Origin of the sequence: Staphylococcus pasteuri, assembly GCF_030547725.1 — a bacterium.
Taxonomy (GTDB): domain Bacteria; phylum Bacillota; class Bacilli; order Staphylococcales; family Staphylococcaceae; genus Staphylococcus; species Staphylococcus pasteuri.
Window position 1 is genome coordinate 69033 of record NZ_JAUOQO010000007.1, and the last position, 23234, is coordinate 92266.

Annotated in this window: 38 protein-coding genes; 37 read left to right on the forward strand and 1 reads right to left on the reverse strand. The window is 33.9% G+C overall.

The features are described from left to right. Window positions 1–99: 99 nt before the first annotated feature. Window positions 100–2238 carry a DNA topoisomerase III gene (locus Q4528_RS09250; RefSeq protein ID WP_046467158.1) on the forward strand — a complete coding sequence of 713 codons (2139 nt, stop codon included), beginning with the start codon at window positions 100–102 and terminating at the stop codon, window positions 2236–2238. A 111-nt stretch (window positions 2239–2349) separates the two neighbouring features. Next, window positions 2350–3684 carry an NCS2 family permease gene (locus tag Q4528_RS09255; protein ID WP_017638521.1) on the forward strand — a complete coding sequence of 445 codons (1335 nt, stop codon included), beginning with the start codon at window positions 2350–2352 and terminating at the stop codon, window positions 3682–3684. A 68-nt stretch (window positions 3685–3752) separates the two neighbouring features. Here the strand turns inward: Q4528_RS09255 and Q4528_RS09260 are convergent, their stop codons facing one another. After that, window positions 3753–4145, reverse strand: coding sequence for a hypothetical protein (locus tag Q4528_RS09260; protein ID WP_017638520.1), 393 nt, complete (start codon window positions 4143–4145; stop codon window positions 3753–3755). A gap of 355 nt (window positions 4146–4500) precedes the next feature. Between Q4528_RS09260 and rpsJ the strand changes: the two genes are divergently transcribed. From rpsJ to rpsI, 35 genes are all read left to right on the forward strand, one after another. Continuing rightward, complete coding sequence (gene rpsJ / locus Q4528_RS09265) at window positions 4501–4809, forward strand: 30S ribosomal protein S10 (protein ID WP_001118667.1); 309 nt, start codon at window positions 4501–4503, stop codon at window positions 4807–4809. A 27-nt stretch (window positions 4810–4836) separates the two neighbouring features. Beyond that, on the forward strand, window positions 4837–5508 hold the full coding sequence (gene rplC / locus Q4528_RS09270) for a 50S ribosomal protein L3 (protein ID WP_017638519.1): 672 nt from the start codon (window positions 4837–4839) through the stop codon (window positions 5506–5508). Between the two features lie 28 nt (window positions 5509–5536). Continuing rightward, window positions 5537–6160: a 50S ribosomal protein L4 gene (gene rplD, locus Q4528_RS09275; protein WP_046467159.1), complete on the forward strand. Its 624-nt coding sequence runs from the start codon at window positions 5537–5539 to the stop codon at window positions 6158–6160. After that, on the forward strand, window positions 6160–6435 hold the full coding sequence (gene rplW, locus Q4528_RS09280) for a 50S ribosomal protein L23 (RefSeq protein WP_002450524.1): 276 nt from the start codon (window positions 6160–6162) through the stop codon (window positions 6433–6435). Before rplD ends, rplW begins: the two co-directional genes overlap by 1 nt. Before the next feature lie 28 nt (window positions 6436–6463). Next, complete coding sequence (gene rplB / locus Q4528_RS09285; RefSeq protein WP_017638517.1) at window positions 6464–7297, forward strand: 50S ribosomal protein L2; 834 nt, start codon at window positions 6464–6466, stop codon at window positions 7295–7297. 67 nt (window positions 7298–7364) lie between these two features. Further along, complete coding sequence (gene rpsS / locus Q4528_RS09290; protein ID WP_002450522.1) at window positions 7365–7643, forward strand: 30S ribosomal protein S19; 279 nt, start codon at window positions 7365–7367, stop codon at window positions 7641–7643. A gap of 28 nt (window positions 7644–7671) precedes the next feature. Beyond that, a complete protein-coding gene (rplV, locus tag Q4528_RS09295; RefSeq protein WP_029055861.1) occupies window positions 7672–8025 on the forward strand; it encodes a 50S ribosomal protein L22 in 354 nt (117 codons plus the stop codon). Window positions 8026–8048: 23 nt separating this feature from the next. Then, the gene (gene rpsC / locus Q4528_RS09300) at window positions 8049–8705 is read left to right on the forward strand and encodes a 30S ribosomal protein S3 (protein WP_017638515.1); all 657 of its coding nucleotides are present in this window, start codon (window positions 8049–8051) and stop codon (window positions 8703–8705) included. Between the two features lie 2 nt (window positions 8706–8707). Next, a complete protein-coding gene (gene rplP, locus Q4528_RS09305; RefSeq protein ID WP_002450520.1) occupies window positions 8708–9142 on the forward strand; it encodes a 50S ribosomal protein L16 in 435 nt (144 codons plus the stop codon). Further along, window positions 9132–9341 carry a 50S ribosomal protein L29 gene (rpmC, locus tag Q4528_RS09310; protein WP_000644737.1) on the forward strand — a complete coding sequence of 70 codons (210 nt, stop codon included), beginning with the start codon at window positions 9132–9134 and terminating at the stop codon, window positions 9339–9341. Before rplP ends, rpmC begins: the two co-directional genes overlap by 11 nt. Before the next feature lie 25 nt (window positions 9342–9366). Further along, window positions 9367–9630: a 30S ribosomal protein S17 gene (rpsQ, locus tag Q4528_RS09315; protein WP_002432741.1), complete on the forward strand. Its 264-nt coding sequence runs from the start codon at window positions 9367–9369 to the stop codon at window positions 9628–9630. Window positions 9631–9661: 31 nt separating this feature from the next. Continuing rightward, complete coding sequence (gene rplN, locus Q4528_RS09320) at window positions 9662–10030, forward strand: 50S ribosomal protein L14 (RefSeq protein ID WP_017638514.1); 369 nt, start codon at window positions 9662–9664, stop codon at window positions 10028–10030. A 35-nt stretch (window positions 10031–10065) separates the two neighbouring features. Beyond that, window positions 10066–10383, forward strand: a complete 318-nt coding sequence (gene rplX / locus Q4528_RS09325) for a 50S ribosomal protein L24 (protein ID WP_002466469.1) — start codon at window positions 10066–10068, stop codon at window positions 10381–10383. Window positions 10384–10408: 25 nt separating this feature from the next. Further along, window positions 10409–10948, forward strand: a complete 540-nt coding sequence (gene rplE / locus Q4528_RS09330; RefSeq protein WP_026083545.1) for a 50S ribosomal protein L5 — start codon at window positions 10409–10411, stop codon at window positions 10946–10948. A 22-nt stretch (window positions 10949–10970) separates the two neighbouring features. Next, window positions 10971–11156 (forward strand): type Z 30S ribosomal protein S14, encoded by a 186-nt coding sequence (locus tag Q4528_RS09335; RefSeq protein WP_001829713.1) that lies wholly within the window; start codon window positions 10971–10973, stop codon window positions 11154–11156. 30 nt (window positions 11157–11186) lie between these two features. After that, window positions 11187–11585, forward strand: coding sequence for a 30S ribosomal protein S8 (gene rpsH, locus Q4528_RS09340; RefSeq protein ID WP_002450517.1), 399 nt, complete (start codon window positions 11187–11189; stop codon window positions 11583–11585). Between the two features lie 24 nt (window positions 11586–11609). Continuing rightward, window positions 11610–12146, forward strand: coding sequence for a 50S ribosomal protein L6 (gene rplF / locus Q4528_RS09345; protein ID WP_017638511.1), 537 nt, complete (start codon window positions 11610–11612; stop codon window positions 12144–12146). A 31-nt stretch (window positions 12147–12177) separates the two neighbouring features. Next, complete coding sequence (gene rplR, locus Q4528_RS09350) at window positions 12178–12540, forward strand: 50S ribosomal protein L18 (RefSeq protein WP_017638510.1); 363 nt, start codon at window positions 12178–12180, stop codon at window positions 12538–12540. Between the two features lie 20 nt (window positions 12541–12560). Next, window positions 12561–13061: a 30S ribosomal protein S5 gene (gene rpsE, locus Q4528_RS09355; protein WP_002450514.1), complete on the forward strand. Its 501-nt coding sequence runs from the start codon at window positions 12561–12563 to the stop codon at window positions 13059–13061. Between the two features lie 16 nt (window positions 13062–13077). Further along, window positions 13078–13257 carry a 50S ribosomal protein L30 gene (rpmD, locus tag Q4528_RS09360; RefSeq protein WP_002432330.1) on the forward strand — a complete coding sequence of 60 codons (180 nt, stop codon included), beginning with the start codon at window positions 13078–13080 and terminating at the stop codon, window positions 13255–13257. A gap of 16 nt (window positions 13258–13273) precedes the next feature. Next, window positions 13274–13714 (forward strand): 50S ribosomal protein L15, encoded by a 441-nt coding sequence (gene rplO, locus Q4528_RS09365; RefSeq protein WP_017638509.1) that lies wholly within the window; start codon window positions 13274–13276, stop codon window positions 13712–13714. Next, window positions 13714–15009, forward strand: coding sequence for a preprotein translocase subunit SecY (gene secY / locus Q4528_RS09370; RefSeq protein ID WP_017638508.1), 1296 nt, complete (start codon window positions 13714–13716; stop codon window positions 15007–15009). The genes rplO and secY overlap by 1 nt, the downstream gene beginning before the upstream one ends. Window positions 15010–15026: 17 nt before the next feature. Next, window positions 15027–15677 (forward strand): adenylate kinase, encoded by a 651-nt coding sequence (locus Q4528_RS09375; protein ID WP_029055863.1) that lies wholly within the window; start codon window positions 15027–15029, stop codon window positions 15675–15677. 194 nt (window positions 15678–15871) lie between these two features. Then, on the forward strand, window positions 15872–16090 hold the full coding sequence (infA, locus tag Q4528_RS09380) for a translation initiation factor IF-1 (RefSeq protein ID WP_001829792.1): 219 nt from the start codon (window positions 15872–15874) through the stop codon (window positions 16088–16090). A 31-nt stretch (window positions 16091–16121) separates the two neighbouring features. Then, entirely contained in the window at window positions 16122–16235 is a 114-nt protein-coding gene (gene rpmJ / locus Q4528_RS09385) for a 50S ribosomal protein L36 (protein ID WP_000868342.1), read from the forward strand. Between the two features lie 22 nt (window positions 16236–16257). After that, entirely contained in the window at window positions 16258–16623 is a 366-nt protein-coding gene (rpsM, locus tag Q4528_RS09390) for a 30S ribosomal protein S13 (protein WP_002450510.1), read from the forward strand. 23 nt (window positions 16624–16646) lie between these two features. After that, on the forward strand, window positions 16647–17036 hold the full coding sequence (gene rpsK / locus Q4528_RS09395) for a 30S ribosomal protein S11 (protein WP_002450509.1): 390 nt from the start codon (window positions 16647–16649) through the stop codon (window positions 17034–17036). 76 nt (window positions 17037–17112) lie between these two features. Then, window positions 17113–18057 (forward strand): DNA-directed RNA polymerase subunit alpha, encoded by a 945-nt coding sequence (locus Q4528_RS09400; RefSeq protein WP_002450508.1) that lies wholly within the window; start codon window positions 17113–17115, stop codon window positions 18055–18057. A gap of 16 nt (window positions 18058–18073) precedes the next feature. Then, window positions 18074–18442, forward strand: a complete 369-nt coding sequence (rplQ, locus tag Q4528_RS09405; protein ID WP_017638506.1) for a 50S ribosomal protein L17 — start codon at window positions 18074–18076, stop codon at window positions 18440–18442. A gap of 331 nt (window positions 18443–18773) precedes the next feature. After that, window positions 18774–19583 (forward strand): energy-coupling factor transporter ATPase, encoded by an 810-nt coding sequence (locus tag Q4528_RS09410; RefSeq protein WP_303521341.1) that lies wholly within the window; start codon window positions 18774–18776, stop codon window positions 19581–19583. Further along, window positions 19580–20440 (forward strand): energy-coupling factor transporter ATPase, encoded by an 861-nt coding sequence (locus Q4528_RS09415; RefSeq protein WP_017638504.1) that lies wholly within the window; start codon window positions 19580–19582, stop codon window positions 20438–20440. The genes Q4528_RS09410 and Q4528_RS09415 overlap by 4 nt, the downstream gene beginning before the upstream one ends. Then, on the forward strand, window positions 20430–21236 hold the full coding sequence (locus Q4528_RS09420; RefSeq protein ID WP_046467162.1) for an energy-coupling factor transporter transmembrane component T family protein: 807 nt from the start codon (window positions 20430–20432) through the stop codon (window positions 21234–21236). The genes Q4528_RS09415 and Q4528_RS09420 overlap by 11 nt, the downstream gene beginning before the upstream one ends. A 5-nt stretch (window positions 21237–21241) precedes the next feature. Further along, window positions 21242–22045 carry a tRNA pseudouridine(38-40) synthase TruA gene (gene truA, locus Q4528_RS09425; protein WP_046467163.1) on the forward strand — a complete coding sequence of 268 codons (804 nt, stop codon included), beginning with the start codon at window positions 21242–21244 and terminating at the stop codon, window positions 22043–22045. A gap of 268 nt (window positions 22046–22313) precedes the next feature. After that, entirely contained in the window at window positions 22314–22751 is a 438-nt protein-coding gene (gene rplM, locus Q4528_RS09430; protein ID WP_029055868.1) for a 50S ribosomal protein L13, read from the forward strand. 19 nt (window positions 22752–22770) lie between these two features. Next, window positions 22771–23163, forward strand: a complete 393-nt coding sequence (gene rpsI / locus Q4528_RS09435; protein WP_002450501.1) for a 30S ribosomal protein S9 — start codon at window positions 22771–22773, stop codon at window positions 23161–23163. The last annotated feature ends 71 nt before the right edge of the window (window positions 23164–23234 follow it).

Genomic DNA, 23234 nt, shown 5'->3' on the forward strand with positions numbered 1-23234 from the left:
ATATATACGTACATGTTACAATTAAGGTAACTATTCTTAAAGCAAATTAATCAAACATAAACTTAAAATGTATTAAATATAGAAAGGGAACTATAACTCATGCAATCATTAATTTTAGCGGAAAAACCATCAGTAGCTCGAGATATTGCAAATGCACTCAATATCAATCAAAAAAGAAATGGCTATTATGAAAATAATCAATATATTGTTACTTGGGCATTAGGACATTTAGTGACTAATGCTACGCCAGAACAATATGATAAGAAATATCAAGAATGGAAACTTGAAGACTTACCAATAATTCCAAAACATATGAAAACAATAGTTATAGGTAAAACTAGTAAACAGTTTAAGACTGTAAAATCACTAATACTTAACCAGAATGTGAATAAAATTATAATTGCTACTGATGCAGGAAGAGAAGGAGAGCTTGTAGCAAGATTGATTTTAGATAAAGTGGGAAATAAAAAGCCAATCAAACGATTATGGATTAGTTCAGTAACTAAAAAAGCAATCAAAGATGGATTTAACCACTTGAAAGATGGAAGACAATATCAACATTTATATGAAGCAGCTTTAGCAAGAAGTGAAGCGGATTGGGTGGTTGGTATTAATGCAACAAGAGCATTAACAACAAAATATGATGCACAGTTATCACTTGGACGCGTACAGACGCCAACAATTCAACTAGTACAATCTCGTCAAAATGAAATTAATCAATTTAAACCACAAACCTATTACACTCTTACAGCTATAGTGGATGGTTTTGAATTTAATTATGTTTCAAAACAACAAAGAATTACTGACCAACAAAAATTAAAAAATATTATGAATCAAATAAATAAACAGCAAGGTAATATAGAAAAAGTTGAATCTAAAATTAAGAAAACATTTCCTAAGCCACTTTATAATTTAACTGATCTACAACAAGACGCTTATAATCGATTTAAAATGGGGACCAAAGAGACACTAAATACGTTACAAAGTTTATATGAAAGACATAAATTAGTAACGTATCCACGTACAGATTCCAATTATTTAACTGCAGATATGGTTTCTACAATAAAAGAAAGATTACAAGCCTTATTAGCTACAGACTATAAAGAAAGTGTTCGTAATTTAATAGGAAAGTCATATTCCGCTAAAATGCATATATTTAATGATCAAAAGGTTTCAGATCATCATGCTATTATACCTACTGAGATAAGACCTGATTTTTCACAATTAAGTAATAGAGAAAGTAAAATTTATATGCTTATTGTAGAAAGATTTCTAGAAAGTTTAATGCCTCCTTATGAATATGAAAGTATTAAAGTACACTTAACTGTTAATGGTTATCAATTTGAATTACAAGAAAAAGTTACAAAACAATTAGGGTATAAGGCTTTAAAAGAAAATGAGCAATCAGTTGTTACTCAGCATCCTTTTAAAAACAATCAAGTCGTCACTGTCTCAAATTCTAAAATTAAAGATCATCAAACAACACCACCTGACTATTTTAATGAAGGAACATTATTAAAAGCGATGGAAAATCCTCAAAACTATATTCAACTTAAGGATAAAAAACATGCACATACTCTGAAGGAAACAGGCGGTATTGGAACTGTTGCGACACGTGCGGATATCATTGAAAAACTATTTAATATGAATGCAATAGAATCAAGAGATGGTAAAATTAAAGTAACTTCAAAAGGTAAACAAATTTTAGAATTAGCACCTCAAAAATTAACATCACCATTATTAACTGCTGAATGGGAAGAAAAATTATTGCTTATTGAAAAAGGTAAATATAATAAACAGCAGTTTATAAAAGAAATGAAAGAATTAACAACAGAAGTAGTGAACACAATTAAGAATAGCGAACAAAAATATAAACATGATAATTTAACTACAACAGAATGTCCTACTTGTGGCAAACTTATGATTAAAGTTAAAACTAAAAATGGACAAATGTTGGTATGCCAAGATCCATCTTGTAAAACAAAGAAAAATGTCCAAAGAAAAACAAATGCACGTTGTCCTAACTGTAAAAAGAAAATGACTTTATTTGGTAAAGGTAAGGATGCGACATATAGATGTACATGTGGTCATTCAGAAACACAAGCTCAAATGGATAAACGTATGAAAGAAAAATCAAGCGGTAAAGTTTCTAAAAAAGAAATGAAGAAATACATGAATCAACAAGAAGAATTAGACAATAATCCGTTCAAAGATGCTTTGAAAAATCTAAAACTATAAATAAATTCGAACAAAAGGAAAAAGAATATAACTAAAGTTCGTATTTAGTATTGTCATTTTAGAGATTTGGTATTAAACTTATTAAGTATTTCAAAAAAAGGAGCATTAGCCGTGAAAAAATACTTCAAGTTCGATGAACATGGTACTAACTTTAAAAAAGAAATTTTAGGTGGTATCACTACGTTTTTATCAATGGCGTACATACTAGCTGTAAACCCTCAAGTATTAAGCCTAGCAGGAGTCAAAGGTGTATCTGAAGATATGAAAATGGATCAGGGAGCCATTTTTGTTGCGACTGCTTTAGCTGCGTTTGTAGGTTCGCTATTTATGGGACTCATAGCAAAATACCCTATAGCATTAGCACCTGGCATGGGATTAAATGCATTTTTCGCATTTACAGTAGTTCTTACAATGGGGATACCATGGAAAGTCGGATTAACTGGCGTTCTATTCTCAGGTATATTCTTTGCAATATTAACAGTAACCGGATTAAGGGAAATAATTATTAACGCAATACCTTATCAAATGAAGATGGCTGTTTCTGCTGGAATAGGGTTGTTTATAACCTTTGTAGGTTTACAAAGTTCAGGAATTATTGTGAAAAATGATTCAACATTAGTTACCCTAGGGCATTTAACGAAAGCACCAGTATTATTAGCAATATTTGGTATTGTTATTACCGTTATTTTATACACTAAAAAAGTACCGGGTTCTATATTTATAGGTATGATAATTACTGCAATAGTAGGAATGATAACTGGACAAATACATACGCCAACTGGCATTGTAGGTCACGTTCCAAGTATTAAACCAACTTTCGGAGCTGCATTTGAATCATTTAAGGATCCAGGTCAATTATTTACTATTCAATTTTTAATTGTTATTCTAACATTCCTATTTATTGATTTCTTTGATACTGCAGGAACATTAGTAGCTGTTGCAACTCAAGCAGGAATTATGAAAGATAATAAACTTCCTAGAGCAGGTAGAGCGTTATTTTCAGATTCATTAGCTACAATTGTTGGTTCTATATTCGGTACAACAACGACTACTTCTTATATAGAATCTACGTCAGGTGTTGCAGTTGGTGCAAGAACAGGATTCGCAAGTATTGTTACAGGTTGCTGTTTCTTACTAGCTTTATTCTTTAGTCCACTAATTGCAGTTGTAACAAGTGCTGTAACTACACCGGCATTGGTAGTGGTAGGTGTACTAATGGCTGCAAACTTTGCGGAAATCAATTGGAAAAAATTCGAAGTCGCCGTACCTGCTTTTATAACAATCATCATGATGCCTTTATCTTATTCAATTGCAACAGGTATAGCTTGTGGATTTATCTTTTATCCAATAACAATGATTATTAGTAAAAGACATAAAGAAGTACATCCAATTATGTATGTATTAATGGTATTATTTATCTTATACTTTGTATTCGTACATGGCTAAATTAAAAAAAGACGTTCGTACTATTTTAAGTACGAACGTTTTTTTTTAGTTGCGAAATGAATTCAAGTTTATTTAGACTTATGACCATCTTTATATTGAGTATAAATAACGCGAGCATTTTTATTAGGAACATAAGTTGGAGCAGCTAAGACTATAAATACAAAGAAAATCATTAATACGAATAAAGCCCAATGTATAATCATACCAATAAATGGAATGAATGCGACAAACGAACCAATAATACCTAAAATAGGTATAATGACCATTGGTTTAATTGTGTTTTGTTTATCAACTAATAGAATAATCGTTAAAACCAAATAGAGAAAAGCGTTAAATAATAGAGGTTGCCAACCAAAACTTAAAATTACACTGCCACCTAAAAAAGGAATCCCATAAAAGAACTCACATATAACTAGGAAGACGCCAATAATGGATAGGGCAAGCTTAATACCGTTTTTCAAATGATTCACCCCCGTTCTCTACTATTATAATAGAAAATGATTAAGGTTAATATTAATATGATTAAATTTAGTCTTGTAATTACATATTTAAATATAAAAATTTCCCTAAAAAGGTTGAACAAGAGATACATTTAAAGTACAATAACAAAGTATGTGTTAGACAAAACAGAAAAAAGTTAATGAAAACAATTGATTTATCAGTGTTTTTCATGTAACATATCTAATGTTGGACTTTAAATAACGCGATGAAGCGAAAGGTTACTGACACACCCGGCCGCTTTGCCATGGCGCTGTGTGAGATAGTTTTCGTGGAGAAGTCTATCACTTAAATGTAGACGAATAAGGAGGGAAAATTATGGCAAAACAAAAAATCAGAATCAGATTAAAAGCTTATGATCACCGTGTGATTGATCAATCAGCAGAAAAAATTGTTGAAACTGCTAAACGTTCTGGTGCAGATGTTTCTGGACCAATTCCGTTACCAACTGAAAAATCAGTTTATACAATCATCCGTGCCGTGCATAAGTACAAAGATTCACGTGAACAATTCGAACAACGTACACATAAACGTTTAATCGATATTGTTAACCCAACACCAAAAACAGTTGATGCTCTAATGGGCTTAAACTTACCATCTGGTGTAGACATCGAAATTAAATTATAATAGAAAAAATTAGGAGGTGGACTTTCGATGACCAAAGGAATCTTAGGAAGAAAAATCGGGATGACACAAGTGTTTGGAGAAAACGGTGAATTAATCCCAGTAACAGTAGTAGAAGCAGGACAAAACGTTGTATTACAAAAGAAAACTGAAGAAGTTGACGGTTACAACGCAATCCAAGTAGGATTTGAAGATAAAAAAGCATATAAAAAAGGTTCAAAAACTAACAAATATGCTAATAAACCAGCTGAAGGTCATGCTAAAAAAGCTGACACAGCACCTAAGCGCTTCATTCGTGAATTCAGAAACGTTAATGTTGATGAATACGAAGTAGGTCAAGAAGTCTCAGTTGATACATTCGAAACTGGTGACATCATTGATGTTACAGGTGTTTCAAAAGGTAAAGGTTTCCAAGGTGCTATTAAACGCCACGGACAATCTCGTGGACCAATGGCTCACGGTTCTCATTTCCACAGAGCACCAGGTTCTGTAGGTATGGCTTCAGATGCTTCAAGAGTATTTAAAGGTCAAAAAATGCCAGGCCGTATGGGTGGAAACACAGTTACTGTACAAAACCTAGAAGTAGTACAAGTTGACACTGAAAACAGTGTAATCTTAGTAAAAGGTAATGTACCTGGACCTAAAAAAGGTTTAGTAGAAATTTCAACTTCAATTAAATCAATTAAAAAAGGTAATAAATAATCAATAAGCGAAAGGAGGAAAATGCATAATGGCTAATTATGATGTTTTAAAAGTAGACGGATCAAAAAGTGGTTCAGTTGAATTAAGCGATGCAGTCTTTGCAATCGAACCAAACAATAGTGTCCTTTTCGAAGCTATCAATTTACAACGTGCTTCATTACGTCAAGGTACACATTCAGTTAAAAACCGTTCAGCAGTACGCGGCGGTGGACGTAAACCATGGAGACAAAAAGGAACAGGTCGTGCTCGTCAAGGTACAATTCGTGCACCTCAATGGCGCGGTGGTGGTATTGTATTCGGACCAACTCCAAGAAGTTACGGATATAAAATGCCTAAGAAAATGCGTCGTTTAGCATTACGTTCTGCATTGTCATTTAAAGTTAAAGAAAATGGATTTATAGTTGTTGATGCATTCGGATTTGATGCACCAAAAACAAAAGAATTCAAAAATGTTTTAACTACATTAGAACAACCTAAAAAAGTATTAGTTGTTGTTGAAAACGAAGATGTTAACGTTGAATTATCAGCACGTAACATCCCTGGTGTTCAAGTAACAACTGCTCAAGGTTTAAATGTATTAGATATCACAAGTGCTGACAGTTTAGTAATTACTGAAGCTGCTGCTAAAAAAGTTGAGGAGGTGCTCGGATAATGGAAGCTAGAGATATTCTTAAGCGCCCCGTAATCACTGAAAAATCTTCAGAAGCAATGGCGGAAGATAAATATACTTTTGATGTTGATACTCGTGCTAACAAAACACAAGTTAAAATTGCTGTTGAAGAAATCTTCGACGTAAAAGTTGATAATGTAAACATCATCAACTATAAACCTAAGAAAAAACGTATGGGCCGTTACCAAGGCTACACAAATAAAAGAAGAAAAGCGATTGTTAAACTAAAAGAAGGTTCAATCGACTTATTCAACTAAAACATTACCAATAAGGAGGTAAACGACAATGGCTCTTAAAAAATATAAGCCAATAACTAATGGTCGTCGTAATATGACTTCATTAGATTTCGCTGAAATTACGAAAACTACACCAGAAAAGTCATTATTACAACCGCTACCGAAAAGAGCGGGACGTAACAACCAAGGTAAATTGACTGTTCGCCATCACGGTGGAGGACATAAACGTCAATACCGAGTTATCGATTTCAAACGTAACAAAGATGGTATCAACGCTAAAGTTGATTCAATCCAATACGATCCAAACCGTTCAGCTAACATTGCTTTATTAGTATATGCTGACGGAGAAAAACGTTATATTATCGCACCTAAAGGATTACAAGTAGGACAAGTAGTTGAAAGTGGTGCTGAAGCAGATATCAAAATTGGTAATGCTTTACCATTACAAAACATTCCTGTAGGTACTGTAATTCATAATATTGAGTTAAAACCTGGTAAAGGTGGACAAATCGCTCGTTCAGCTGGTGCTAGTTCACAAGTGTTAGGTAAAGAAGGTAAATACGTATTAATCAGATTACGCTCTGGTGAAGTTCGTATGATTCTTTCAACTTGCCGTGCTACAATTGGACAAGTTGGTAATATCCAACACGAACTAGTAAATGTTGGTAAAGCTGGTCGTTCAAGATGGAAAGGTATCCGTCCAACAGTTCGTGGTTCTGTAATGAACCCTAACGATCACCCACACGGTGGTGGTGAAGGACGTGCTCCAATCGGTAGACCATCTCCAATGTCACCTTGGGGTAAACCTACGCTTGGTAAGAAAACTCGTCGTGGTAAAAAATCTTCAGACAAACTTATCGTTCGTGGACGTAAGAAAAAATAATAAAATTAACTTATTTGGGTGTGCGGCTTAATTGCTGCACGCACAGAATAAGAAGGGAGGCGCCCAAATGGCTCGTAGTATTAAAAAAGGACCTTTCGTTGATGACCACTTAATGAAAAAAGTGGAAGCACAAGACGGAAGTGAAAAAAAACAAGTAATTAAAACATGGTCTCGTCGTTCTACAGTTTTCCCAAATTTCATTGGTCATACTTTCGCAGTATACGATGGACGTAAACATGTACCTGTATATGTAACAGAAGATATGGTAGGTCACAAATTAGGTGAATTCGCACCAACTCGTACATTTAAAGGTCATGCTGTTGACGATAAAAAAACAAGAAGATAATTTTTAAAAAGTAGAGGAGGAAATCCTAATGGAAGCAAAAGCGGTTGCTAGAACAATAAGAATCGCACCTCGTAAAGTAAGACTAGTTCTTGACTTAATTAGAGGTAAAAATGCTGGAGAAGCTATTGCAATTTTAAAATTAGCAAACAAAGCTTCATCACCAGTGATCGAAAAAGTATTAATGTCCGCTTTAGCAAATGCTGAACATAACTACGACATGAACACAGATGAATTAGTAGTAAAAGAAGCTTATGCTAATGAAGGACCAACTTTAAAACGTTTCCGCCCACGTGCGCAAGGACGTGCAAGTGCGATAAACAAACGTACAAGCCACATTACAATCGTCGTAAGTGACGGTAAAGAAGAAGCTAAAGAAGCTTAATAACTTTCTAAGGAGGGAATACTGTGGGTCAAAAAATTAATCCAATCGGACTTCGTGTTGGTATCATCCGTGATTGGGAAGCAAAATGGTATGCTGAAAAAGATTTCGCTTCATTATTACACGAAGATTTAAGAATCCGTAAATTTATTGATAATGAATTAAAAGAAGCATCAGTTTCTCACGTAGATATCGAACGTGCAGCTAACCGTATTAATATCGCAATTCACACTGGTAAACCAGGTATGGTAATTGGTAAAGGCGGTTCAGAAATTGACAAACTTCGTAACAAATTAAATGCTTTAACAGATAAAAAAGTACACATCAACGTAATTGAAATCAAAAAAATTGATATTGATGCAAGATTAGTTGCTGAAAATATCGCACGTCAATTAGAAAACCGTGCTTCATTCCGTCGTGTACAAAAACAAGCTATTACAAGAGCTATGAAACTTGGTGCTAAAGGTATCAAAACTCAAGTATCAGGTCGTTTAGGCGGAGCAGATATCGCTCGTGCTGAACAATATTCTGAAGGAACTGTTCCACTTCATACATTACGTGCTGACATCGATTACGCACACGCTGAAGCAGATACTACTTATGGTAAATTAGGCGTTAAAGTATGGATCTATCGTGGAGAAGTTCTTCCTACTACTAAGAACACTAGTGAAGGAGGAAAATAATCATGTTACTACCAAAACGTGTTAAATATCGTCGTCAACATCGTCCTAAAACAACTGGTCGTTCTAAAGGCGGTAACTATGTAACATTTGGTGAGTATGGTTTACAAGCTACTACAACGTCTTGGATCACATCTCGTCAAATCGAATCAGCTCGTATTGCAATGACTCGTTATATGAAACGTGGTGGGAAAGTTTGGATCAAAATCTTCCCTCATACACCATATACTAAAAAACCTTTAGAAGTACGTATGGGTGCTGGTAAAGGTGCGGTTGAAGGCTGGATTGCAGTCGTTAAACCTGGTAGAATCTTATTTGAAGTCGCTGGGGTACAAGAAGAAGTTGCCCGCGAAGCACTACGTTTAGCAAGTCACAAACTTCCAGTAAAAACTAAGTTTGTAAAACGTGAAGAATTGGGTGGTGAAACAAATGAAAGCTAAGGAAATTAGAGACTTAACCACTTCAGAAATCGAAGAACAAATCAAATCTTCAAAAGAAGAGCTTTTTAACCTACGCTTTCAGTTAGCTACAGGTCAATTAGAAGAAACGGCACGTATTCGCACAGTAAGAAAAACGATTGCTCGTCTAAAAACTGTTGCTCGTGAAAGAGAAATTGAACAAAGTAAGGCTAATCAATAATTAATTGAAAGAGGAGGTTACAAAAGTGAGCGAAAGAAATGATCGTAAAGTTTATGTAGGTAGAGTTGTTTCTGACAAAATGGACAAGACTATTACTGTACTTGTTGAAACTTACAAAACACACAAATTATACGGTAAACGAGTAAAATACTCAAAAAAATACAAAACTCATGATGAAAACAATTCAGCTAAATTAGGAGACATTGTTAAAATTCAAGAAACTCGTCCTTTATCAGCAACAAAACGTTTTCGTTTAGTAGAAATTGTTGAAGAGTCAGTAATTATTTAATACAAGATTAGAGATAAGGGAGGTTTAACTAATGATCCAACAAGAGACACGTTTAAAAGTAGCAGACAACTCTGGTGCTCGTGAAGTTCTTACAATCAAAGTATTAGGTGGATCTGGTCGCAAAACAGCGAACATCGGCGATGTTATCGTATGTACTGTTAAAAATGCAACACCAGGTGGCGTTGTCAAAAAAGGCGAAGTTGTCAAAGCTGTTGTAGTACGTACTAAATCAGGTGTACGCCGTAACGATGGTTCATATATCAAATTTGATGAAAATGCATGTGTTATCATTCGTGATGACAAAGGCCCACGTGGTACTCGTATCTTTGGTCCGGTTGCTCGTGAATTACGTGAAGGTAACTTCATGAAGATCGTATCATTAGCACCAGAAGTACTATAAAATCAATTAACCAAAATATATAAGGAGGTGCCCACATGCATATCAAAAAAGGTGACAACGTAAAAGTTATCGCAGGTAAAGACAAAGGTAAAGAAGGTAAAGTAGTTGCTACTGAACCTAAACGTGACCGTGTCGTTGTGGAAGGTGTTAATGTTATTAAAAAACACCAAAAACCAACTCAATTAAACCCTGAAGGTGGAATTTTAGAAACAGAGGCAGCTATCCATGTTTCTAACGTACAATTATTAGACCCTAAAACAAACGAACCAACTCGTGTAGGTTACAAATTTGTTGATGGTAAAAAAGTTCGTATTGCAAAAAAATCTGGCGAAGAAATCAAATCTAATAATTAATTACTAGTTGAAAGGAGGATCCACTTTGAACCGTTTAAAAGAAAAATTTAATTCTGAAGTTACTGAGAACTTAGTAAAAAAATTCAACTATAGTTCAGTAATGGAAGTACCTAAAATTGACAAAATCGTAGTGAACATGGGTGTTGGTGACGCTGTTCAAAACTCTAAAGTGTTAGATAACGCTGTAGAAGAATTAGAACAAATCACTGGTCAAAAACCATTAGTAACTAAAGCTAAAAAATCAGTTGCAACATTCCGTTTACGTGAAGGTATGCCTATCGGTGCGAAAGTTACACTTCGCGGAGAAAGAATGTATGAATTCTTAGACAAACTAATTTCAGTATCATTACCACGTGTACGTGACTTCCAAGGTGTTTCTAAAAAAGCATTCGATGGTCGCGGTAACTACACATTAGGTGTTAAAGAACAATTAATTTTCCCTGAAATCGATTATGATAAAGTAAGCAAAGTAAGAGGAATGGATATTGTTATCGTAACTACTGCTAACACTGACGAGGAAGCTCGTGAATTGTTATCAAACTTCGGTATGCCATTTCGTAAATAATCTCTAAAAGGAGGCTAATTAAGTGGCTAAAACTTCAATGGTTGCTAAGCAACAAAAAAAACAAAAATTCGCAGTTCGTGAATACACTCGTTGTGAACGCTGTGGTCGTCCACATTCTGTATATCGTAAATTTAAATTATGCCGTATTTGTTTCCGTGAATTAGCTTATAAAGGCCAAATTCCTGGCGTACGTAAAGCTAGCTGGTAATAAAAAGAGTCTGAAAGGAGGCAACAATCAATGACAATGACAGATCCAATCGCAGATATGCTAACTCGTGTAAGAAACGCTAACATGGTTCGTCACGATAAATTAGAATTACCTGCATCTAATATCAAAAAAGAAATTGCCGAAATCTTAAAAAATGAAGGTTTCATTAAAAACGTTGAATACGTAGAAGACGATAAACAAGGTGTTATTCGTTTATTCTTAAAATATGGTCAAAACAATGAACGTGTTATCACAGGATTAAAACGTATTTCAAAACCAGGTTTACGTGTATATGCTAAAGCTAACGAAGTACCTAAAGTACTTAATGGTTTAGGTATTGCATTAGTATCAACTTCTGAAGGTGTAATCACTGATAAAGAAGCAAGAAAACGTAATGTTGGTGGAGAAATTATCGCATACGTTTGGTAATAAATAATAAGGAGGTGCCATAACATGAGTCGTGTTGGTAAGAAAATTATTGACATCCCTAGTGACGTAACAGTAACTTTTGACAATAATCATGTCACTGTTAAAGGTCCAAAAGGTGAATTATCAAAAACATTAAATGAAAGAATGACATTTAAACAAGAAGAAAACACAATTGAAGTTGTAAGACCATCTGATTCTAAAGATGACAGAACAGATCATGGTACAACTCGTGCTTTATTAAATAATATGGTACAAGGTGTTTCTCAAGGTTTCGAAAAAACACTTGAACTTGTTGGTGTAGGTTACCGTGCTCAAATGCAAGGTAATGATTTAGTACTTAACGTTGGATACTCTCACCCAGTAGAAATTAAAGCTGAAGACGGCATTACTTTCGCTGTTGAGAAAAATACAACTGTTAAAGTTTCTGGTGTATCTAAAGAGCAAGTTGGAGCAATCGCTTCTAATATCCGTTCAGTAAGACCTCCAGAACCTTATAAAGGTAAAGGTATTCGTTACCAAGGTGAATACGTACGCCGTAAAGAAGGTAAAACTGGTAAATAATAGATAACACTCTAAAGAAAGGAGTATTAAAATGATCAGTAAAATTGATAAAAATAAAGTGCGTTTGAAAAGACATTCACGTGTTCGTACTAAATTATCAGGTACAGCTGAAAAGCCACGTTTAAATGTATATAGATCAAACAAACACATTTACGCACAAATCATCGATGATGTTAAAGGCGAAACATTAGCTCAAGCTTCATCTAAAGATAAAGATATCGCTAGCGAATCAGCAACTAAAGTTGATTTATCAACAAAAGTTGGCGAAACAATTGCTAAAAAAGCAAATGATAAAGGAATTAAAGAAATCGTATTCGATCGTGGAGGTTACTTATACCACGGACGCGTTAAAGCATTAGCAGAAGCTGCTAGAGAAAACGGTTTAGAATTTTAATTTAAAGGAGGGACAAATACATGGCTCGTAGAGAAGAAGAAACGAAAGAATTTGAAGAACGCGTTGTTACAATCAATCGTGTTGCTAAAGTTGTTAAAGGTGGACGTCGTTTCCGTTTCACTGCATTAGTAGTAGTTGGAGACAAAAATGGTCGTGTAGGTTTCGGTACTGGTAAAGCTCAAGAGGTACCTGAAGCAATCAAAAAAGCTGTTGAAGCAGCTAAAAAAGATTTAGTTGTAGTTCCACGTGTTGAAGGTACTACACCTCACACAATCACTGGCCGTTATGGCTCAGGTAGCGTATTTATGAAACCTGCAGCTCCTGGTACTGGTGTAATCGCTGGTGGTCCAGTTCGTGCGGTATTAGAATTAGCAGGTATCACTGATATCTTAAGTAAATCATTAGGTTCTAACACACCAATTAACATGGTTCGTGCAACTTTAAATGGTTTACAAAACCTTAAAAACGCTGAAGATGTTGCGAAATTACGCGGCAAAACAGTTGAAGAATTATATAATTAAGGAGGGAAAATAAGTTATGGCTAAATTACAAATTACCCTCACTCGTAGTGTTATTGGTCGTCCTGAAACACAACGTAAAACTGTTGAAGCTTTAGGTCTTAAAAAGACTAACAGTTCAGTAGTTGTTGAAGATAACCCTGCTATTCGTGGGCAAATCAACAAAGTTAAACATTTATTAACTATAGAAGAAAAATAATTAAGGAGGTGCCGACATGAAATTACATGAGTTAAAACCAGCAGAAGGTTCTCGTAAAGAACGTAACCGTGTAGGTCGTGGTGCAGCAACTGGTAATGGTAAAACAAGTGGCCGTGGACATAAAGGTCAAAAAGCACGTTCAGGTGGTAAAGTAAGACCTGGATTTGAAGGTGGACAATTACCATTATTCCGTCGTTTACCAAAACGCGGTTTTACTAACATAAATCGTAAAGAATATGCTATTGTTAACTTAGACCAACTTAATCAATTCGAAGATGGTACTGAAGTAACTCCAGCTTTATTAGTAGAATCTGGTGTTGTTAAGAATGAAAAATCTGGTATTAAAATACTAGGTAATGGCTCACTAGATAAAAAATTAACAGTGAAAGCTCATAAGTTCTCAACTTCAGCAGCAGACGCTATTGATGCTAAAGGTGGAGCACACGAGGTGATCTAATGTTTCAAACGCTTGTGAGCTTCTTTACAACTAAAGAAGTTCGAAACAAGATTTTCTTTACTCTAGCAATGTTAGTTATATTCAAGATTGGGACTTACATTCCAGCTCCTGGAGTAAATCCTAATGCTTTTGATCAAGCAGCAAAAGGTTCTCAAGGTGTCACTGATTTACTTAATACATTCGGTGGAGGAGCCTTGAAGAACTTTTCAATATTTGCGATGGGTATTATGCCTTATATTACTGCATCTATCGTAATGCAATTATTACAGATGGATATTGTTCCTAAGTTCTCAGAATGGGCGAAACAAGGTGATGTAGGTAGAAGGAAAATCAACAATGTAACACGTTATTTCGCTATAATATTAGCATTCATTCAGTCAATTGGTATGTCATTTCAATTTAATAATTTATACGGAGGACGCTTAATTGTAAGCCAATCTGTACTAACTTATTTATTGATTGCACTTACTTTAACAGCAGGAACTGCATTCTTGATATGGCTTGGTGACCAAATCACTCAGTTTGGTGTTGGTAATGGTATTTCACTTATCATCTTTGCAGGTATTTTATCAACTTTACCTTCAAGCATTATTCAAGCAGGTCAACAAGCATTTGTTGGTCAAGAAGATACTTCATTAGCTTGGTTAAAAATAGTAGCATTAATTGTAGCATTAGTATTGTTAACAGTAGGTGCTATATTTGTACTTGAAGCAAAACGTAAAATTCCTATCCAATATGCGAAGAAACAAACAGCTCAACGATTAGGTTCACAAGCAACTTATCTACCTTTAAAAGTTAACTCAGCTGGTGTTATTCCTGTTATTTTTGCGATGGCATTTTTCTTATTACCAAGAACGTTGACGCTATTCTTCCCTAAAGCTGAATGGGCTCAACAAGTTGCAGATACTGCAAATCCATCAAGTAACATAGGAATGGTAATCTATATTGTATTAATTATTGCGTTTGCATACTTTTATGCATTTGTACAAGTTAATCCAGAAAAAATGGCTGACAACCTTAAAAAACAAGGTAGTTATGTCCCAGGTATTAGACCTGGTGAACAAACGAAAAAATATATTACTAAAGTTCTTTATCGCTTAACGTTTGTTGGTTCTATTTTCTTAGCAGTCATTGCGATTTTACCGATCTTAGCTACGAAGTTCATGGGCTTACCAAGATCTATTCAAATTGGTGGTACTAGTCTTCTTATCGTTATCGGTGTTGCTATTGAAACTATGAAATCTTTAGAAGCACAAGTAAATCAAAAAGAATATAAAGGCTTTGGTGGTAGATAATTTGTAGGAGGGCACTTATGAATATCATTTTAATGGGCTTACCTGGTGCAGGTAAAGGTACTCAAGCGAGTGAAATTGTTAAGAAATTCCCAATACCACATATATCGACTGGTGACATGTTCAGAAAAGCGATTAAAGATGAGACTGATTTAGGTAAAGAAGCTAAATCATACATGGATCGTGGAGAATTAGTCCCTGATGAAGTTACTGTGGGTATCGTTAAAGAAAGAATTTCTGAAGACGATGCAAAAAAAGGATTCTTATTAGACGGTTTCCCTAGAACTATTGATCAAGCAGAAGCTTTAAATTCAATTATGGCTGAACTTGATAGAAGTATTGATGCTGTCATCAATATTGAAGTCCCAGAGGAAGAACTAATGAATCGTCTTACAGGTCGTCGTATCTGTGAGAAATGTGGTACGACTTATCATCTTGTATTTAATCCTCCAAAAGTTGAAGGTATTTGTGATCTTGATGGTGGTAAATTATATCAACGTGAAGATGATAATCCGGAAACTGTTTCAAATCGTTTGAAAGTTAATGTTAAACAATCTAAACCAATATTAGAGTATTACGATAATAAAGGTGTATTGAATAACATTGATGGTTCAAAAGATATTGAAGAGGTTACTACTGATGTCATTGATATCTTAGATCAATTACAATAGATCAGCTTTTACGATCTATGATGATGTGAATGTTTAATTAAACTGTAGTATAAAATTTAATATGAGTGACAAATGACGATAATAATTCCCGTAATTTTTGTTAAACTTATTAAAACTAGTCACAAATAGATTCGTATCGTTGAAGTTGTCTATTGACGATAACCTTACTATTGCAAAAAGGGGGAAGTTAATCAATGGCTAAACAAGATGTTATTGAATTAGAAGGTACTGTATTAGATACTTTACCAAACGCAATGTTTAAAGTAGAATTAGAAAATGGTCATGAAATTTTAGCACACGTAAGTGGTAAAATTAGAATGAACTACATTCGAATTCTACCTGGCGACAAAGTAACTGTTGAGATGTCTCCGTATGATTTATCACGCGGTAGAATTACTTATCGTTATAAATAATCGTCACTCCATAATATAGGGAGGTATTAAAATGAAAGTAAGACCATCAGTAAAACCAATTTGCGAAAAATGTAAAGTCATTAAACGTAAAGGTAAAGTAATGGTAATTTGTGAAAATCCTAAACACAAACAAAGACAAGGTTAATAAAAGAGAGGTGTAAATGTATATGGCACGTATTGCAGGAGTGGATATTCCACGTGAAAAACGCGTTGTTATTTCTTTAACTTATGTATATGGTATCGGTACTTCTACTGCGAAAAAAATCGTTGAAGAAGCTAACGTATCAGCAGACACTCGCGTAAAAGATTTAACTGACGATGAATTAGGTCGCATCCGTGAAGTAGTAGATAGCTACAAAGTTGAAGGTGACTTACGTCGTGAGCAAAACTTAAACATTAAACGATTAATGGAAATTTCATCATACCGTGGTATTCGTCACCGTCGTGGCTTACCAGTTCGCGGTCAAAAAACTAAAAACAACGCTCGTACGCGTAAAGGCCCAGTTAAAACTGTAGCGAACAAGAAAAAATAATCGGTAAAGGAGGCAAAAAATAAATGGCACGTAAACAAGTATCTCGTAAACGTAAAGTGAAAAAGAATATTGAAAGTGGTGTTGCACACATCCGTTCAACATTCAATAATACAATTGTAACGATTACTGATGAATTTGGTAATGCATTATCTTGGTCATCAGCTGGTGCATTAGGATTCAAAGGATCTAAAAAATCAACACCATTCGCAGCGCAAATGGCGTCTGAAACAGCTTCAAAAACAGCTATGGAACATGGCTTAAAAACTGTAGAAGTAACAGTTAAAGGACCTGGACCAGGCCGTGAATCTGCTATCCGTGCGTTACAATCAGCAGGACTTGAAGTAACAGCAATTAGAGACGTTACTCCAGTACCTCATAATGGTTGTCGTCCACCAAAACGTCGTCGCGTTTAATTTATTGTTGTGTTGTTACAGGTCACTGAGCAAACATTATAAATCTAGTCGACGTATATAAGGAGGATATTTGTAAATGATAGAAATCGAAAAACCTAGAATTGAGACAATTGAAATTAGTGAAGATGCTAAATTCGGTAAGTTCGTTGTTGAACCACTTGAACGTGGCTACGGTACTACACTAGGAAACTCCTTACGTCGTATCCTACTATCTTCATTACCAGGATCAGCAGTAAAGTACATCGAAATTGAAGGCGTGTTACACGAATTCTCAGCAGTAGATAATGTAGTTGAAGATGTTTCTACAATTATTATGAACATCAAAAAATTAGCATTAAAAATCTATTCTGAAGAAGATAAAACTTTAGAAATCGATGTTAAGGATGAAGGCGAAGTTACTGCAAGTGATATTACTCACGACAGTGATGTAGAAATTCTAAATCCAGAACTAAAAATTGCTACTGTTTCTAAAGGTGGACATTTAAAAGTTCGTCTTGTTGCTAATAAGGGTAGAGGTTACGCATTAGCTGAAACAAATAATACTAGTGATTTACCAATTGGTGTAATTCCAGTAGACTCACTATATTCACCTGTTGAACGTGTAAACTATACAGTTGAAAATACACGTGTAGGTCAAAGTAGTGATTTTGATAAATTAACTTTAGATGTTTGGACTAATGGTTCAATCACTCCTCAAGAATCAGTTTCATTAGCAGCAAAAATAATGACTGAACACTTGAATATCTTTGTAGGTCTAACTGATGAAGCTCAAAATGCTGAAATCATGATTGAAAAAGAAGAAGATCAAAAAGAAAAAGTATTAGAAATGTCTATCGAAGAATTAGACTTATCTGTACGTTCATATAACTGTTTGAAACGCGCAGGAATCAATTCTGTACAAGAGTTAGCTGATAAATCTGAAGCTGACATGATGAAAGTGCGTAATTTAGGTCGTAAATCTCTTGAAGAAGTTAAATATAAATTAGAAGATTTAGGATTAGGATTAAGAAAAGAAGATTGATAAAGGAGGTTAACTCATGGGTTACAGAAAATTAGGTCGTACTTCTGATCAACGTAAAGCTATGTTACGTAACTTAGCTACAGCACTTATCGTAAGTGAACGTATTGAAACAACAGAAGCTCGTGCAAAAGAAGTTCGCAGTGTAGTAGAGAAATTAATCACTTTAGGTAAAAAAGGAGATTTAGCTTCTCGTCGTAATGCAGCTAAAACATTACAAAATGTTGAAATCTTAAATGAAGATGAATCAACTCAAACTGCTCTTCAAAAATTATTCGGTGAAATCGCTGAACGTTATACAGATCGTCAAGGTGGTTACACTCGTATTCTTAAAGTAGGCCCTCGTCGTGGTGACGGTGCTGAATCAGTAATTATCGAATTAGTATAATTTAATTATAAATACACTAACTACTTATATATAAAGCAAATGAGTGCAACGATAAAATCTGCCACATACAGATTTTGTCTAGCTCAGAGTACCCCATCAAACTAAATATTAAATTAAAGCGTGAACTCAACAAAACTGATGGGGTGCGCGCTTTTTTATTTTAAGCTGAGATACTATTTCTCAGCTTTTTTAATTATAAAATTATTTTAATTGGTGTTTAATCATTTAAATAAGAAAATGAAAATGTTAATAAACAAATTGTCGAAGTATACATATGTTTATAAATCATGTAAAATATTAAAGGTAATTACTACATTGGGGAGGAATAAATGTGATGGATCAAGATAATATTATTGAATTTAGTAATGTATCATTTAAATATCAAAGTGATTCTGTCTTCACGTTAAATGATGTATCATTTAATATTCCTCGTGGCCAATGGACAAGTATAGTAGGACACAATGGATCTGGTAAATCAACTGTTACTAAACTAATGGTAGGAATTGAAAACTGTGATGAAGGTCATATTATTCTAAATAACCAATGTGTAACTAAAGAAACGATTACACAAGTAAGAAAACAAATAGGCATTGTCTTCCAAAATCCAGATAATCAGTTTGTTGGTTCAACTGTTAAATATGATGTTGCATTTGGTTTAGAGAATCTGTCTATACCATATAATGATATGCATGAAAAAGTAGACAAAGTTTTAAAACAAGTTGATATGTTTGATTTAGCTGATTATGAACCTCACTCGTTATCTGGTGGTCAGAAACAAAGAGTAGCTATAGCTAGTGTGTTAGCATTAAGTCCTTCTATAATTATTTTAGATGAAGCTACTTCAATGTTAGACCCAGTGGCAAAGAAATCTTTACTTGATTTAGTTAGAGAACTACAACGTGAACAACACATAACGATTATTTCTATTACACATGATTTATCAGAAACAATGAGTGCTGATAATATTATAGTTATGAATCAAGGTAAAGTGTATAAACAAGGTAAACCTAATGACATATATGATGATATAGTTAATTTAAATAAAATTGGTCTTGAATTACCGTTTTCTATGAAGATGAATCAACTATTAACTGGAAAATCAACATTCGTTACATATGAAGGGTTGGTTGATTTATTATGAGTTTTAAAATGAATAAAGTGAGTTATACTTATCAACTTGGCACACCTTATGAATATACTGCTATAAAAAATATTTCAGTTGAATTTGAAAAAGGTCATTATTATACGATTGTCGGTCAAACTGGTAGTGGTAAGTCAACGTTAATTCAACATATTAATGCTTTATTAAAACCGACTAGTGGTGATATAAATTTTAATGGTATTTATATTAATCACAAATCAAAGGATAAAGTTTTGAGACCAATACGCCAGAATGTTGGAATGGTTTTTCAATTTCCTGAATCACAGCTTTTTGAAGATACTGTTGAAAAAGAAATTGAATTTGGGCCTAAAAATTTTAATATGAATATTCAGCAAGTTAAAGAAAAAGCATTTGATATGTTACTTGATTTAGGGTTTTCAAGAAATGTGATGTCGTTATCACCATTTCAAATGTCTGGAGGTCAAATGAGAAAAATAGCTTTAGTTTCAATATTAGCTATGGATCCAGATATTATAGTAGTCGATGAACCAACAGCTGGTTTAGACCCTAAAAGTAGACATCAAGTAATGTCATTGCTTAAAAAATTACAAAATGAACAAAATAAAACTATTATTTTAGTTACGCATGATATGAATGATGTAGCAAGATATGCTGATGAGGTCATTGTGATGCAAAAAGGTGAAATCAAGGTTAAAACAAGTCCGCGCAAGTTATTTAGTGAACCAGATAATCTAAAAAAGTGGAATATAACTATGCCTGATGTTGTCCGTTTACAGCAAGATTTTGAAACTAAATATCAAACTAAACTATCTTCAACCGCGTTAACTGAAGAAGAATTTGTTGATTTATATAGGGAGTGGCAAAATGAAAAATAAATTAATTATTGGACGTTATCTCCCTAGCAATTCATTTATACATCAGTTAGACCCAAGAACAAAATTGATATTTGTATTTGCTTTTATTATATTTATTTTTCTATGTCACTCTTTCGGAACATATGCATGGCTTTTTGTTCTTATTTTAATCATTATGAAAATGGCTAAAATTAATTTTATGTTTTTGATTAAAGGTTTAACACCTATATTTATCTTTCTAATTTTTACATTTTTAATGCATGTATTCTTTACTAAAGGTGGTACTATTCTTTTTCAATGGAACTTTATAACTATTGAAAGTAAAGGGATATTAGAAGGTATTTTTATCTCTTTAAGATTGATATTTATTGTAATGATAGCTACTATAATGACTTTATCGACTAGTCCAATAGATTTAACTGACGCATTTGAAAAGTTATTAACGCCACTCAAATGGCTTAAAATACCTTTACATCAATTAAGTATGATGATGTCTATTGCATTAAGGTTTATACCTACATTAATGGACGAATTAGATAAGATTATTTTAGCTCAAAAATCTAGAGGTTCAGAGATAAGTTCAGGTGGGTTGGTAACAAGAATTCAGGCATTTGTCCCGTTACTGATTCCATTGTTTATTTCTGCTTTCCAGAGAGCCGAAGAATTAGCGATAGCTATGGAAGTGAGAGGGTATGATGCTCATGCTGAGAGAACTAGCTATAGAATGCTCCAATGGCGTCTGAGAGATACATGTACATTATTATTACTTATTCCTATATTAGCTATCCTATTGTTAATTAAATTTTTTGGAGTGTAAAAGTATTGCGTATATTAGTAGAAATAGAATATCAAGGTAATCAATTTTTAGGATTTCAAATTCAACAACAAGGTCGCACAATACAACAACAATTTGAAAAAATTCTTAAAAGAATGCATAAACGTCATGTAAGAATACATCCCTCTAGTCGAACAGATAGAGGAGTGCATGCTTATCAACAGTATTTTCATTTTGATACTGACTTAAACATTGAAAATAATAAATGGCAATATGCACTGAATAGTGCATTGCCGGATGATATATATGTTAAAAGCGTTCAACACGTAGATGAAGATTTTCATTGTCGTTATGATTGTGTAGGGAAAAAGTATAGATATAAAGTATATCAAGCCGAACATCGGAATCCATTTGAAAGTGGATTAAAAACGTATGTATCTGAAATATTAGATCTAGATAGCATGAATAAAGCAGCACAATTATTTATTGGTACTCACGACTTTACTGGTTTTTGTTCCCAAAAAACTGAAGTTCAAAGTAAAGTAAGAACATTATATGAAAGTAAAATTATTAAAACAGAAGATGGTTTTGATTATATAGTAACTGGTTCAGGCTTTCTGTATAATATGGTTCGTGTATTAGTGGCATTTTTAATAGAAGTTGGAAAAGGTAAAAGAAAACCCGACGAAATACCGGTATTACTTGAAGAGAAAAACCGCAATAAAATACCTTTTACTGCACCATCTGACGGTCTATATTTAGAGAAAATATATCTGTCTGATCATGAATTAATGGATGAATTTGGTAATCATATTAAAATCCATTATAAAAAATCATTACAAAATGATTGAATTGCATTGACAAAAGGTCTATGAAATTATAAGATTATTAACGGTATTGTTTTATATCCACCCCACGATAAGCCCCGGAATCTTATTGTGTTACAAGATATATAAGCAAAATAGAACAACAGTTAACAAAATAAATGAAATCTACGCTTTAAATCGTAACAAATTTTTAATTCAAACAAATAGAATTTAGACAATACAAAGTAACTTAGGTTAATCAATTTTGTCTAGAGACTAAAACGAAGCATTTATTTTTAGGAGGACAATTATTATGCGTCAAACATTTATGGCAAATGAATCAAACATTGAGCGCAAATGGTATGTTATCGATGCTGAAGGCCAAACATTAGGTCGTTTATCATCAGAAGTAGCATCTATCTTACGCGGTAAAAATAAAGTAACTTATACACCACACGTTGATACAGGTGATTATGTAATCATCATCAACGCTTCAAAAATCGAATTCACTGGTAACAAAGAGCAAGACAAAATGTATTACCGTCACTCAAATCACCCAGGTGGTTTAAAATCAATCTCTGCTGGTGAATTAAGAAGAACAAACCCAGAACGTTTACTTGAAACTTCAATTAAAGGTATGCTACCAAGCAGCCGTTTAGGTGAAAAACAAGGTAAAAAATTATTTGTATATGGTGGCGCTGAACATCCACACGCTGCACAACAACCAGAAAACTACGAGTTACGTGGTTAATTAGAAGGAGGAAATTACATTGGCACAAGTTGAATATAAAGGCACAGGCCGTCGTAAAAACTCAGTAGCACGTGTACGTTTAGTACCAGGTGAAGGTAACATCAAAGTTAACAACCGTGACGTACGTGACTACTTACCATTTGAATCATTAATCTTAGACTTAAACCAACCATTCGATGTTACTGAAACTAAAGGTAACTATGACGTTTTAGTTAATGTTCACGGTGGTGGATTCACAGGACAAGCACAAGCTATCCGTCACGGAATCGCTCGTGCATTATTAGAAGCAGATCCTGAATACAGAGGTTCTTTAAAACGCGCTGGATTATTAACACGTGACCCACGTATGAAAGAACGTAAAAAACCAGGTCTTAAAAAAGCTCGTCGTTCTCCTCAATTCTCAAAACGTTAATATATACAAATTATTGCGAAGTTTTTCGCTATCAGATTTGTTTACAATTAATAAGAACGATAAATCAAGCA